This window comes from Pseudomonas sp. CFBP 13719, assembly GCF_014842095.1.
In the GTDB taxonomy this organism is placed as follows: Bacteria; Pseudomonadota; Gammaproteobacteria; order Pseudomonadales; family Pseudomonadaceae; genus Aquipseudomonas.
In genome coordinates, this window is sequence record NZ_JACYVB010000002.1 from 54,188 (window position 1) to 66,388 (window position 12,201).

Genomic DNA, 12,201 nt, shown 5'->3' on the forward strand with positions numbered 1-12,201 from the left:
TGAATCGATGTTAGACCCCAAAATGCTGCGTCAAGATCCCGATGCCATAGAAGCCGCTTTACTGCGCCGAGGCTCCGTAAGCCTGGGGGAATATAAAGACCTGGAATCTAAACGCAAGATTATCCAGTCTGAGGCCGAGCGCCTCCAGGCGGAGCGTAACCTCAGGGCTCGTGAGATCGGGCAGGCCAAGCGTGCAGGGCAGGACATTGCTCAACTGATGGCAACAGAGGGTAATGCACAAGATCAACTTCGAGATGCGCAGGATGAGCTCAAGAGCCTGCAGGAAATGATCGATGCCATCGTCATGGGCCTGCCCAATGTTCCTGATGTCTCGGTTCCTGATGGTCTGGATGAAAGCGGTAATGTCGAAGTTCGTCACTGGGGTACCCCAAGGGTCTTTGATTTTACCCCCGTCGACCACGTAAAGCTTGGAGAAGATTTGGCAGGGATGGATTTTGCATCAGGGGCAGCTCTGTCGGGTGCAAGGTTTGTCGTGCTCCAACGAGATGTCGCAAGGCTTCACCGCGCCCTGGGGCAGTTCATGCTCGATTATCATGTCGATCACCATGGCTATGAAGAGGCCTACACGCCTTATCTTGTAAATGCCCAGACACTGCGGGGCACCGGACAACTGCCCAAGTTTGAAGAGGATCTCTTTCGAGTCGAGAGGCCGGGTCAGTGCGATCTTTATCTGATACCAACCGCCGAGGTCACCCTGACGAACCTGGTGGCCGATAAGATCCTTGCAGTGGATGATCTGCCAATCAAGATGACTGCTCACTCGCCTTGCTTTCGTAGTGAGGCTGGAGCATCAGGCCGGGACACTCGTGGTCTGATCAGGCAGCATCAATTCGACAAGGTTGAGATGGTGCAGATTGTTCACCCGGATCAGTCGATGCAGGCATTGGAAGCAATGACGGGTCATGCTGAAAAGATTCTGCAGTTGCTCGAACTGCCCTATCGAGTCGTGCTTCTTTGTGCCGGCGACATGGGCTTCTCAGCTGTCAAGACCTACGACCTTGAAGTGTGGGTACCCAGCCAGGAAAAGTACCGAGAAATCTCTTCGTGCTCGAACTGCGGAGATTTTCAGGCTCGACGTCTGCAAGCCAGGTTTCGTGACAGCGATGCAGGCAAGACAGTGCTGGTTCATACCCTAAACGGCTCGGGCCTGGCTGTGGGTCGCACCCTGGTGGCACTGCTGGAGAATCATCAGACAGAAGATGGGCGAATCAGAGTTCCAGAGCCACTTCGTCCTTACCTGGGTGGTCGTGACTATATCGGCTGATTCGGGAAATGAAAAAAGAGGCTTGAAGGCCTCTTTTTTAATGTTGGTGCCCAGCAACGGACTCGAACCGTTACTCCCTTGGGAACAGAGTTTTGAGCTCTGCGCGTCTACCAGTTTCACCAGCTGGGCGTTGGTGCCCCGAGCCGGGGTTGAACCGGCACAGCCATACGGCTGGCAAATTTTAAGTCTGCTGCGTCTGCCAATTCCGCCATCGGGGCGCTGTACTTGTAAAGTACCACATATTGTCGTTTAGTCAATATATATCAAAGCCGACTTGACTGCCCAGTATAGATACAGCATACTCCACATCATCATAATGCGACATACCGAGGTCTACCATGGGAACTGGAAGTGAAGTGTGGCAATCAGCCTTCACCCAGGCACGCCTCGGAAATCCTGAGCCGTTGCGAAGTCTCGTTGCTCAGGAGGTCATTTGGTCTGATCTACACCCTTTGATGTCACTCATGGATCATCCTGCTCTTGAATCAGGCTCATCTCTTGAGAGCTTCTTTGTCCTCAAAAACGAATATGCGCATGTGGCATTTGGATTGGACGCACCCGAGGTTGCTGCCCCTTTGTGCTTCCTGGTGGCTTGCCATTACAAAGGATTGATCGATGCGGGTCGACTGTTCGGCACAGGGGTGCCTGGTGATCCGGAGATTCTAGTGCAGCTTGCCATGCTTCCAGGGTCGTGGGGTTTAGCATTACCCGCCGCTGCAGGTGTTCGATTGGGCCAGGGGTTGGATATTGCCGCTCAAGAGCTTATAGCCAGCAAGCTGAAAGGGGGCGACTTCTTTGCGTGTCTTGCCGTGGCTCTTCAGAAGCGCTCGGTGGTGCATGATGCCATGAAGGAAGGCCTGTGCATCACGGACTCGGCTTCGCACTGCCTAACGGATGGTTGGGGCCCTCTGGCCGGTGATTCTATTGAGGTTGGGCGGGATGGGTTAGTGCACAAGCTTCACAATCATCATTTTGAATCACCGCTAGAATTTTTTCTGCAAATCTGTCGAGTGGGCGTCTGTACACCCCATTTGCTGAGGACGCTACATGGCGCCGGTTTGGCGCTCAACCGACTTCCCGTTCCAATGTCTTGCGTACAAGACGCCGAGAGTTTTCTGGCGTGCTCATTGCACCACAAAGCTCATGGTGATCAGTTGGCCTGGATAGAACGTACCTACCTCAATGTTATGGGGTTTTTCTTTGCCCAGGGACATGACGAGGCACTGGTGGCTCTGCAGCAAGCTGAGATCGACTTAACACTCAAGACCGCAGTAATCAATGCCTGGGGCGCCTATAGACCTTCGTCGCTGGCGCTTCTGAGCCCCATCTATCTGGACAACAACCTGGGCGCTGACCTGGGGCTGTGAGGAGCTTCTACCGTGAACAATCAAGCAGTCGTACAAGATGCAGAAAAATTTCAGGCGTTGCTGGCAGAGGTGGTCAAAGCCCATCCCATGTTTGCCATCATAAAGCTCAATAAGCAAGGCGTGCCGATGTTGAGCGCACACAATGTCCTTCACATGGGTGTTTTTGCCGTGTTCATCGAGCAGATGGGTGACCTGGCCAATGCGCCTAGCCTTGGAAATCTATTGTCTGTGTCCCGGCTCACCTGCCAGAATTGGATCAATAGCCATAAGGCAAGTGGTGTAGAAATCGAATGGGTGTTTGGACGCGGCACCAACCGCCCACACCTTGAGATGAAATCCTGGGGATGCTACAGCCGCGAATGCTTCAACCCGATCGTTCCATTGGTGCGAGCGATCATTGACCGCTGGATAGAAGAGAAAAATGACTAGCAATGAGCCTCTGAACCTCCCGCTCGACTTCGGCGTACCTGACGAGGTTGTGTTTGCCGCTGCAGTCGAGATGAAGGATTACGAGACTTTGGGCAAGCTCTATGAGCAGGGAATGCCCATGAACGATCCTGATTTTGCCCTGCAGGATTTTTTGCTGGATCTCGAAGATGGTTTGGAGCTATCAGATGCCGCCATCAACGGCTTTGCACTTCGAATCTACAAGACGCTGGCTCTAACCGATCTTGAAGATGACCCCCTGAGTCAGAATGCGATCTACCAGCTACTTCGCAATGTTATGGCTGACGATCTGGGCGTGATGGATTCATCGGCCCGGCTGGCAGCGTCGCTGATGAAGTTGCCTTACACAAAATCAGATAAGCACTCTGTGTTGGGCACCATGCTTGAAGCAGCAGTCGACATTCTGGACGAAACTGATTCAGCCCTTGATGACACCCTTTGCTTCGCCCGACGCTTCAAAGAGGTCTATCCTGGAACCGCAGGTGCGAATGCCTTCGCTGCCCACTCGTGTGTCAGGCATTTTGGCAGCGATTCTGTGAACGTAAACTCAACCATTGGCTTAACGGGCATCCTAACGCATCCTTCGCCTGAAACATCTGAAATCAAGGATGCTTTCTGCCGTCACCTCAAAGAAACAAACCCTGGCAGGGTAGCTTTGCTCGTTGTGCTCCAGGGCATTGAGAAATCCTCGGGTAACGATAGAGCTACGGTTAAGCATACGCTGGAGGGGATGGCTCGCGATGGTTTTGAAATGAGCAGGCTGGCCAATGCTGTTGAGGATGACAACGAGATGCAGACGCTTTTGAAGAAACTTGATTTTGACAGAAGCCTATTCAAGCCTCAGATGATGAAACCGCACATGAGAGATAGCCTGATAGGAGTCGATCTGGGGCTCTAGGAAAGCAGGTGGCGCCCAGGTAGGGCGCCAAAGGCTTAGCTTTTCTCACGAATCGTCAACTTGCACGGACTGAATTGGTCAGTGGTGCTGGTATAGCGAATCTTTTCCATGACCAGAATGTCACCCGGCGCATGGTTCAAGGTGGCTGGAAGCTCAATGTTGATCCACTGCCCTTTGCTCATTCGCCCCGTAATCAATTGAGAACTCAGATCCTCAACTGAGCCACCGCGCTCTTGAAACTCGCGACCTGCCAGGGTCAGCTTGTCGGTAGCGGTGTCTGCCGTCCAAGCCGTATTGAGATAGCCTACATTGCCCCCGCCGAACTCCTGAATGCCAATTTTTGCTTGGATCTCACCTTTGCATGATGGGTCAATCAGGTATTGCAGATTTGTCAATGGAGCAGACAGTTGGATCAGGCCGACCATTGCACCAGCGGTGGTAGGCTGGGTGTCGTAAGCTGGTCGAATGAAATTAATGTCTAAATTGACGTTTTTGCTATTAGCAGGAGTAACCTGAAGGTAACCCTCGTAGCTTTTAACGTCGATGCGCTTGAGCAGGGACTCGGTGTCCTGGGCCTGCGCCATGGCACTGAGGCCGCAGAGAATGGTGGCTAGCAGCGCGGCTGATTTTTTCATTAGGCTATCCCTTTTCTTGTTATCATTTTATCGGTAATCTTAGCATAGCCCCAATCAATATTTACAATAAAATGGGTAAAGCAATGAGCTCCGACCAATCCAATACTTCTGAAGACCTGGAACGCTGCCTGGAGCAGCTTGTCAGGTGCTGCGCTGCACTCAATATGCCTGTATTTCTTGCATTGCAAGAGTCCGAGAAAAGCTTCCGCACCGTCCTTGCAAACGAGCAGTACGCCAAGGGCGGCCAGATGAAGCTGTTGCGCACGCTAGTGAAGGCCGGCAATCTGGATCAGTTCTTTCGACAGATATCGATCGAGGCACAGAATGAGGGGCATTCAAGCCTATTTCTCAAGGCTATTGGGATCCCTCAAAAGCCAAGCTAAGGCTCGAATGATGATTTTCGGGCATTAAAAAGCCCCTTTCGGGGCCCCACTCCTTTCGGAGCTTAAACGGATGACTTCAGAATTAGGCTTTGCCCAGTTCCGTAGCTTTCCTTGATGTGTTTCTGCCAGGTTTTCAGATTCTCAGGGAAGACGGGGGCACCGGATTCCAGAATAGTCCGAACTGTCAGATCCAATTTGCCCAGCAGATCCTCGAAATCACCGTATACGTTGACCCAAGTATAGCTTCCTTCACCACTGAACCTAGTTTCTATTGATAGATGAAACCGGGTGTCTGGCTTGGGAATCAACAATGCCGAGCGAATGTCATCAAGATACTTACGCTCGATAGCCATATTGAGCAAAGTTTCAGCCGCAGATACTTGGCGTTCTTCCCGACTTTGGTCGTTCGCCCCGCTGCTTAATCTTGATTGCATCATGGTAGTGTCTTCATTCAGATTTGCTTGCTTTCGAAGCCTAACTCTCAGGCAACGCTCTTACCATCTGAGCTTCATCCGCCAGTTTCAGCGGACGAGTGCACATTAGCCCCCTGTTGACTTTTTGACAAGACCGCTCGTTCCCTATTTATCGACAAATTCACACTTTAACCGACAGAATGAGTTGACTGCTGTATGGGTATACAGTGATTTTGATACAAATTGGTACAAGAGCCGGTTTCATTGGGGGCTATCTCACTGTTTTGGTGAGCACTCTTATGAATAACTTCACTGTTTTGGTGAACAATATCAACCGAAATTGTTTATTTCTTGCGCCAACATTCTGGCACTGTTAAACCTTCCGTGATGATTTTAATCTCTATTGCCACCCATAGCCATTAATTGGTCGCTCGTAAGTTAGTTTCATGAGTTCTGCAGTTCGTCATGCATTTAGACGAATATTAGTGTTGGCCAAGATCTGTCCGAGATGGTATAAAGCACACCTGATTTGAGGTCAATGGTTCGTCGGTTTGCGTGGGAATTCGAGCATGACGCGTGGTTTGTATAAAGCAGTATCAAGCAAGGCTTTTTGGGGCACGCTGACGGACGGTCTGGTTCGGCGGACAACCTTCAAGGGGATGATCAAACGTGCGGCAATGGGGCCCATGCTTGTGCTGGCCGGTGTAGTGGTCGTAACCCACCTTATCTCTCTGCACGAGAGCTCAAAGGAGGAAGCTTTCCGGACAAGCCATCGGATTTCTCAGGCTCTGTCTGAAAAGCTTCTCGTGTCGATGACTACCGGCGATCGTGACGAAAATCTGCGCGTGCTGAATCTGGCACTTAAAGACAGTGCCTTGATGCGCATCGAGCTGACAGTTGACCCTGTTGTTCCGGGTGAATCCGCGTCCATCCTCACCGCCGATTCTCCACCTACAAGGGGAGGCCCGCTGCTTCGTGCAGTTTCGTGGGTATGTTCATCGTGCATCGAGCCGCTCATTCACAAGAGCTACACGTTCGACGTCAACGCAGACGATTATCCATCTGTGGGAGAAAACTCCGATTCGAAGGCGCGACGCCTCGGTCAGATGCACATCACCCTAGACCTTTCCGATATCGTTTCGCCGCGCCTGAACCAGTTTGCAATCATTCTGACCATCGTCGCTTTGCTGGTGATCTTTGCCTTCTTGTTCGAGCAGACGATTCGTCGCCAGATCAGCGAGCCCCTGGAGGGCCTCATCAAGTCGATGGGGAAAATGAAGGAGCTGACATCCGATCCGACTCAGCATGACCGCCTGAGCATGTCAGAGCTTCCTACCAGTGATCAGCACGAGATCAAGGGATTGATTATTGCGTTTCAGCGCTTGATCGAAAATGTGTATCAGAGCGAAGACGGCATGAAGGCTGTTCTGGCTGCGCAATCCGATAAGATCCGTGCGGCAACAGCCTCCCTTGAGATTTCCCTGGCAAAAGAGAAAGAGGCCAGCGAGATCAAGGGCAATTTCATCAACCTGATGAGCCATGAGCTTCGCCAGCCCCTGTACGCCAGCAAAACTGCAGCGTTGAACATGACCCGTGATGAGGCCCTGTCCCATTATCCAAACCTGCGCCGCAACATTGAGCTGATCTTGCGCGAAATTGCCAAGGCCAGCAGTCAGATCGACAATGTGCTTGAGTATTCTCGCAACCTGCGTGACCCCAAGGTACCGACCAACTCGCATTTTGACCTGTACCGCAAGGTCGAAGGGGCGGTGCTATCGATTTCGGGCATGGCTTACGCCAAAGACCTCTACATCGACCTGATCGTTGAGGATGGTATGCCCAATCAGGTTGTGTCATCACAGGAGGCCTGGACTCATATCATAGACAACTACCTTGGGAACGCCATCAAGTACACTGAGACAGGTGGAATTCGGGTCTACCTGAGTCAGCTTGATGAAACCTCCAAGGACACAATCTGGATCCGCTTTTCGGTTGAAGACACGGGCGTTGGCGTACCTGATTCGAAAATGGACTACATCTTCGAGCCGTTTTCTCAGGTTGAAGATGCTCGAACCCGCCAGCAAAACGGTTTTGGCTTGGGTCTTGCCATCGTTTCGGAAAACATTCAAGCCATGAAAGGTCGTCGCGGTGTTGAGCGCCTGCCACAAGGCGGGATGCGCTTTTGGGCTGACATTCCCGTCAAGCGCTCCAAGGCGCTCTCCGGAGACCAGATCACAGGTGCAAGCAAGCTGAGTCAGGTGGGCGCTCAATTCGTCGTAATGGATAGCCGTGAGAGCTTCAGGGACTCCATTTGCAGTCGTCTGAGCAACTTTGACACCAAATGCGTGCCAGCAGAGAACATCGATCAGTTGGGTGATGCCTTGAACCAGCTTGATGGAGACAACAAGATCCTGATCGTTCGCCGAATCGCATCCAGGGATTTCAAGCGCTCTACAAACGACATGACCCTGGAGCAAATCAAGGCCAAAGGGTTCGTGACCGTGGTAAGCCTGGAACCGACCCTGGAGTCTGATGCAGTTGAAGGTGTGAAATTTCGCAAGGAGGCCGACTTTGGTTTTGTCGAGTCCCTTGAGATGCATAGCCTCATCACCAAGATCTACGCCAGCCTGCAGAATCGTTCAAGCACCGAGCATGGCATGGCTCAACTGCTAAGCATGCTCAAAGTGACCGAGGGTGAAACCCTGAGGGATGTGTCGGTTCTCTTGGTAGATGACCAACAGGTCAATCTGGATGTCATGAGTCAGAGCCTGCAAGGATACGGAGCAGTTGTCGAGACGGCCCGTGGAGGCGAGAGGGCGATCACACTGGCAAAGGAGCAAAAATACGACGTCATTCTCATGGACATCATGATGCCAATTGTTGACGGCATCTCAGCTACAAGAGCTATTCGAAGTGAGTCCAAGAATCAGGCAACCCCTATTTTTGCACTTTCAGCAGCGGGTCGGGACGAGAAGACCAAGGATGAAATGGAGTTTCTGGGGATGGTCTACATGAACAAGATGACGGCAGACGAAGCCTTGGTCTTTGGCATTCAGGCAGCCATCTCGGGCGGGACAGCCAAACCAGTGTTGACTGTCGTCCCTTAGGTAATCATCAAGGCTGGGGGTCGTCGGCGCCCAGCTTTTTTCGAGCCTTCGCTTCGGCTTTGGTGAGCTTGGCGCGAGTTTCAAGCACCTCTTCCAGGGTCAGAATCTGGCATCGCGAGATCTTGTTGTCATTGATGTGCTTGCCATAGGTTTTTGAATAGAAATTCTGGTGTTCTACCACCGTACCCACCAGCTGCACCGTCTGGCCAACCTCCACGTCAATCACGCCCGAGGCTTTCCAGGTGAAGTGATTACCAGAGGGGTCAAGGAAGCAGATCTTCGTGAAAGCGCCGTATTCGTTGCTGTCAGGCTTCACGTAACTCACAGACAGATCTTCAAGAAGCATGCGCTGCTTCTTCTCGCCAATAAAGTTGATGCCGACGTGGGATGTGCCTTCATGACGCTTGCGCTCTTCTTCCTTTCGAGCCAAATCTCTCAGGTAACGAATATAGGCCTGCGGCGCGCTTGCTAGCAGGTTTGCCTGCTTGATCGTGAGGTAGCCTACCTGAGCCATTGTCCTTAGGTTGACGAAGTAATCCAGCTGAGCATCCTGCTCGCGGTGTATGCTGCCCTTGATGAAGGTCAGCACCTCGTCAACAGCGACAGTATCTTCGGGATCTTCTCGCTCAGCACCGCTGCCGACCGCAGCCTGGGCGAGCATGAATGCTTGAGCGCCCGTGCTTTCACCCATATCCCGGTTGCGATAACCGTCTTTTTCTATCAATTTGTGGGCAATTGAAAGGAATAGGCGAAGTGGAATGATCTCGTTTTCAGACATTTCCTTGAAGGTCACTTCGGCAAACTTGTCGGCATCAGCAATGACTTCGTTAAGAGAGTTCGTCCAACGGGACATGTCAAACCCAACGTATTCCTTCAGGCAGCCGCCTCCGACACGCATGACACCCCCTGGTGTTTTGAGTGTGAAAATGTAGGCTCGGTTTCGATTGGAACTGCAATGGTCACAGCCACTTGGATTGGCCGGATTCTGGACAATGTCGCGCTCTTCGTCTGTCAGAGTGCCGTAGGTTTTATGCAGCATGCCGTCAGAATCCAGCTTCTTGACCAATTCAAGGGTGGTCTTGGCCAACACCTGAACACGTTGAGCAGTGGGTGAGGGCGCCGCCCGGACAATTGACAGGGTGACCATTGGAAGCTTCACAATCCCGCCCCCTGGAAGATCCATGCGGCGAAGGTGTGCGCCATGATTGATCACTTCGATGGGTGGTAGCCCACCAGACTTGAGCTTTTCATTGATCTTGGACAGGCGTGTTTCGAAATAGGGCAGTTTAGAGACCAATATATCCCTAATGATGTGTTCATTGAGGTTCATTTCAAATGCCTCGTTCTTGGCCTGAATGATCCAGGCTCTTATTATAAGTGATGCTTTTGTCGGTCAGCAGGTAGTGCCCATCCCGATCAATTTTCAGGCCTGATCGCGTTTTTGAGCCAGGCGCGTTGTTTATGGCGACAGTTTCCAACGCCAGCATACGCACGCAAGCGTCATCCAGGGTGGAAAGAATAGCCCCAAAGCCCGATCGTGCGTCTTCCAGGTGGCTCCCTGTGGCACTGGCCTCGTTCAGGATTAATGCCTCTCGCAGCACAGCGGCGTCGGCTAGGTGCAGAATGAACTCCCCGTGGCCTGCGGGAACGTCGAATGAAGACATTGTTGTGGACATGGTCGTGGATTTTCTGGGTTAGGGATATATCTTCAGAATAAGTAATGCACAAAGGCCGGCGCAACACAATTGCACATCCCTCAAGGCACCATTCATACTCAAGGTGTACCCGGAGAAGATCATGACGACCCCTTACAGATTTGAGCTCAATTCATTCGATATCACCGTTCAGGATCCGGCCAGCTCCCAAAGCTGGGTTGAAGGCCTCATGCCATTGATCGAGGATCTGGCAGAGGACAACGGCGTCACGCAATTTGAGCGGTGGGATAATATCTCGACTGATGCTCACCGAAAGGTGGGTGTCGCCATCCATGACGCCATGAAAAACTACCGCATAAAAGCTGAGGGCGACAAACCCTTCAAGACGTACCTTAGCTGGGCGCTGAATGATGCGTGGGGAGATGAGTCGATGGACTGGTTCATCGACAATATCAGCCGGCGCCCTGTTGATGATCTTTACAGTGATTTGGACGACATCATGGCGGAGTATGACGGCCCAGTGGCTAGCATCGATGAGGTGATCGATGACATGGCTCAGGCGATGGAAGACAAAATCCGAGAAAATGATGACTCCTCGTGCCTGGACTTGTTTTCTGGACACTCGATTCAGCTCACCTTTAACCCCTTCTACGATCCCTTTAAATCAGGGGTGGATGACCTGATGGTCTACCACTCGGCCCTGAAAGATGACCTGGAATCACATGCCGCCAAGTCATTGATCGAATTTCTTCGCCTGGACAAAAAACAGGTGCTTTCAATGCTCAGCTTTGACTACAAAGACACTGACGGCATTCGTAGCGTCCTGGATTCTCTGAGAGCCATCGACCACTCCTTGCCTGCGGTGGTGAAAACTTCAGATCTGGTCACGATGTTTGACAATGCCGGCAATTCTTGTGTCTACCCCCATTGGCACGGTGAAATCGATTTTGACGAACTGCTCAATTGCGACCCCGACAAACCTCTTCGACTCAAGGGAGGGGTGATTGCACTGGTCGACGTCATCAACGGCTCTGGTGATTACGTAAGTCTTCCAGAGGACAGTGTCCTGGTCATGAACCCAACTCAGTACCCATCCCCCAAGTACTGGAGCTACGGCTGTGAAGAGGTTTTTGGAGGCTGTCGTTCTTATGAAGCTACCATCAAGCCTTTCAACATCGAGGTTTACCAGGCGATGGAGGTCGAGAAGAAACGCCAACGCAAACTCGGTTACAGTGAGGTGTCCCTAGGCGAATAGGGGCGGGGTAGCGCAGAGTAGCAGTCTGTTTGACTCGATCCTCTCCCTGAGTAAGCCCTCATTCTCCACTGCCAGCACCTGGCGTCTGGCGTCTCGATAAAGCAACGCGGCTTTGTTCGGATAATCAGGGGCGATTTCATCCATAATTCTGGATATTTCGTGTTCAACAGTGACCAAGGCTGATCGTGCTTCAAGGCCTGGGAGCAGCCTGCGCACCAGTTCCGTGGAAGGAAAGCAATACTGTTGCTTCTCTACAATGCTGATCTTAAAGCCTCGCTCACCGAGAGCAGAGCCACTTAGCAACCGTTCCCAGGTTTTACCGCGCAACGCCCATTCGCGAGGGCTTACTCCGTCCAGAATGGTGTCGCTGGAATTTTGATAGTTGTAGGGTTCCAGACTATCGAATGAGTCTAGAAGTGCGGTGTAGTGGGTACCATGATAGTCGCTCATCACGTAGATATGCCGGCTGTCCACCAAAAATGTCAGTGACAAATCCCACACGCCAGAGCTTGGGCACTCATCAGCCAGGGCATTTTGAGTGCATTGCGCCATGACTGAATAAGGGTCGTTGTCTGCGATCGGATCAAAGCCTAGCGCGTGATTGTCCAGTTTCTGGCAAATCTCAAGCGCCAGATACGAGGCAAATCCACGGCTGGCAATCTCTATGGCCCTTACAGACAGTGCATCACACCAGGCTTGCAGGCGTTGCAGTGAAAGGGTCTTCATTCGATAGGCCCCCAAGATTCTGATCGACAT

The 12,201-nt window shown here is 51.9% G+C and carries 12 protein-coding genes and 2 tRNA genes; 7 read left to right on the forward strand and 7 right to left on the reverse strand.

Features of this window, described 5'->3' with window-relative positions; all coding sequences use genetic code 11:
• Positions 1-7 precede the first annotated feature (7 nt).
• Positions 8-1,285, forward strand: coding sequence for a serine--tRNA ligase (gene serS / locus IFT57_RS05355; protein WP_122531445.1), 1,278 nt, complete (start codon positions 8-10; stop codon positions 1,283-1,285).
• A gap of 44 nt (positions 1,286-1,329) precedes the next feature.
• On the opposite strand, the gene IFT57_RS05360 is transcribed toward serS, so the two are convergent.
• Together IFT57_RS05360 and IFT57_RS05365 are read right to left on the reverse strand one after the other, a co-directional pair.
• Positions 1,330-1,414: transfer RNA gene (locus IFT57_RS05360), tRNA-Leu, on the reverse strand.
• A 2-nt stretch (positions 1,415-1,416) separates the two neighbouring features.
• Positions 1,417-1,503: transfer RNA gene (locus tag IFT57_RS05365), tRNA-Leu, on the reverse strand.
• 246 nt (positions 1,504-1,749) lie between these two features.
• Between IFT57_RS05365 and IFT57_RS05370 the strand changes: the two genes are divergently transcribed.
• The 3 genes from IFT57_RS05370 to IFT57_RS05380 are packed head-to-tail and all read left to right on the forward strand — an operon-like array spanning position 1,750 to position 3,997.
• Positions 1,750-2,652, forward strand: coding sequence for a hypothetical protein (locus tag IFT57_RS05370; RefSeq protein WP_192150917.1), 903 nt, complete (start codon positions 1,750-1,752; stop codon positions 2,650-2,652).
• A 12-nt stretch (positions 2,653-2,664) separates the two neighbouring features.
• Positions 2,665-3,081 (forward strand): hypothetical protein, encoded by a 417-nt coding sequence (locus IFT57_RS05375; RefSeq protein WP_122531443.1) that lies wholly within the window; start codon positions 2,665-2,667, stop codon positions 3,079-3,081.
• Entirely contained in the window at positions 3,074-3,997 is a 924-nt protein-coding gene (locus IFT57_RS05380; RefSeq protein ID WP_122531442.1) for a hypothetical protein, read from the forward strand. Before IFT57_RS05375 ends, IFT57_RS05380 begins: the two co-directional genes overlap by 8 nt.
• Before the next feature lie 35 nt (positions 3,998-4,032).
• On the opposite strand, the gene IFT57_RS26925 is transcribed toward IFT57_RS05380, so the two are convergent.
• Entirely contained in the window at positions 4,033-4,632 is a 600-nt protein-coding gene (locus tag IFT57_RS26925) for a hypothetical protein (RefSeq protein WP_241032730.1), read from the reverse strand.
• A gap of 83 nt (positions 4,633-4,715) precedes the next feature.
• Between IFT57_RS26925 and IFT57_RS05390 the strand changes: the two genes are divergently transcribed.
• Positions 4,716-5,015, forward strand: coding sequence for a hypothetical protein (locus IFT57_RS05390; RefSeq protein WP_122531441.1), 300 nt, complete (start codon positions 4,716-4,718; stop codon positions 5,013-5,015).
• Positions 5,016-5,077: 62 nt separating this feature from the next.
• On the opposite strand, the gene IFT57_RS05395 is transcribed toward IFT57_RS05390, so the two are convergent.
• Complete coding sequence (locus IFT57_RS05395) at positions 5,078-5,452, reverse strand: hypothetical protein (RefSeq protein ID WP_241032729.1); 375 nt, start codon at positions 5,450-5,452, stop codon at positions 5,078-5,080.
• A 545-nt stretch (positions 5,453-5,997) separates the two neighbouring features.
• Here IFT57_RS05395 and IFT57_RS05400 point away from each other — a divergent pair.
• Complete coding sequence (locus tag IFT57_RS05400) at positions 5,998-8,535, forward strand: hybrid sensor histidine kinase/response regulator (protein WP_241032728.1); 2,538 nt, start codon at positions 5,998-6,000, stop codon at positions 8,533-8,535.
• 7 nt (positions 8,536-8,542) lie between these two features.
• Here IFT57_RS05400 and IFT57_RS05405 read toward each other — a convergent pair whose 3' ends face one another.
• Together IFT57_RS05405 and IFT57_RS05410 are read right to left on the reverse strand one after the other, a co-directional pair.
• Positions 8,543-9,865 carry a hypothetical protein gene (locus IFT57_RS05405; RefSeq protein WP_122531439.1) on the reverse strand — a complete coding sequence of 441 codons (1,323 nt, stop codon included), beginning with the start codon at positions 9,863-9,865 and terminating at the stop codon, positions 8,543-8,545.
• 1 nt (position 9,866) lies between these two features.
• The gene (locus IFT57_RS05410; RefSeq protein ID WP_241032727.1) at positions 9,867-10,199 is read right to left on the reverse strand and encodes a hypothetical protein; all 333 of its coding nucleotides are present in this window, start codon (positions 10,197-10,199) and stop codon (positions 9,867-9,869) included.
• Between the two features lie 133 nt (positions 10,200-10,332).
• Between IFT57_RS05410 and IFT57_RS05415 the strand changes: the two genes are divergently transcribed.
• Entirely contained in the window at positions 10,333-11,445 is a 1,113-nt protein-coding gene (locus IFT57_RS05415) for a hypothetical protein (protein WP_122531437.1), read from the forward strand.
• On the opposite strand, the gene IFT57_RS05420 is transcribed toward IFT57_RS05415, so the two are convergent.
• On the reverse strand, positions 11,434-12,201 hold the full coding sequence (locus IFT57_RS05420; RefSeq protein ID WP_122531436.1) for a hypothetical protein: 768 nt from the start codon (positions 12,199-12,201) through the stop codon (positions 11,434-11,436). The genes IFT57_RS05415 and IFT57_RS05420 overlap by 12 nt on opposite strands.

Excerpts from the sequence above, each read along its gene's own strand:
- serS (WP_122531445.1), top strand. The coding sequence starts at position 8 with ATGTTAGACCCCAAAATGCTGCGTCAAGATCCCGATGCCATAGAAGCC.
- IFT57_RS05410 (WP_241032727.1), bottom strand. The coding sequence starts at position 10,199 with ATGTCTTCATTCGACGTTCCCGCAGGCCACGGGGAGTTCATTCTGCAC.
- IFT57_RS05420 (WP_122531436.1), bottom strand. The coding sequence starts at position 12,201 with ATGTCGATCAGAATCTTGGGGGCCTATCGAATGAAGACCCTTTCACTG.
- IFT57_RS05380 (WP_122531442.1), top strand. The coding sequence starts at position 3,074 with ATGACTAGCAATGAGCCTCTGAACCTCCCGCTCGACTTCGGCGTACCT.
- IFT57_RS05370 (WP_192150917.1), top strand. The coding sequence starts at position 1,750 with ATGGATCATCCTGCTCTTGAATCAGGCTCATCTCTTGAGAGCTTCTTT.
- IFT57_RS05405 (WP_122531439.1), bottom strand. The coding sequence starts at position 9,865 with ATGAACCTCAATGAACACATCATTAGGGATATATTGGTCTCTAAACTG.
- IFT57_RS05400 (WP_241032728.1), top strand. The coding sequence starts at position 5,998 with ATGACGCGTGGTTTGTATAAAGCAGTATCAAGCAAGGCTTTTTGGGGC.
- IFT57_RS26925 (WP_241032730.1), bottom strand. The coding sequence starts at position 4,632 with ATGAAAAAATCAGCCGCGCTGCTAGCCACCATTCTCTGCGGCCTCAGT.
- IFT57_RS05390 (WP_122531441.1), top strand. The coding sequence starts at position 4,716 with ATGAGCTCCGACCAATCCAATACTTCTGAAGACCTGGAACGCTGCCTG.
- IFT57_RS05415 (WP_122531437.1), top strand. The coding sequence starts at position 10,333 with ATGACGACCCCTTACAGATTTGAGCTCAATTCATTCGATATCACCGTT.
- IFT57_RS05395 (WP_241032729.1), bottom strand. The coding sequence starts at position 5,452 with ATGATGCAATCAAGATTAAGCAGCGGGGCGAACGACCAAAGTCGGGAA.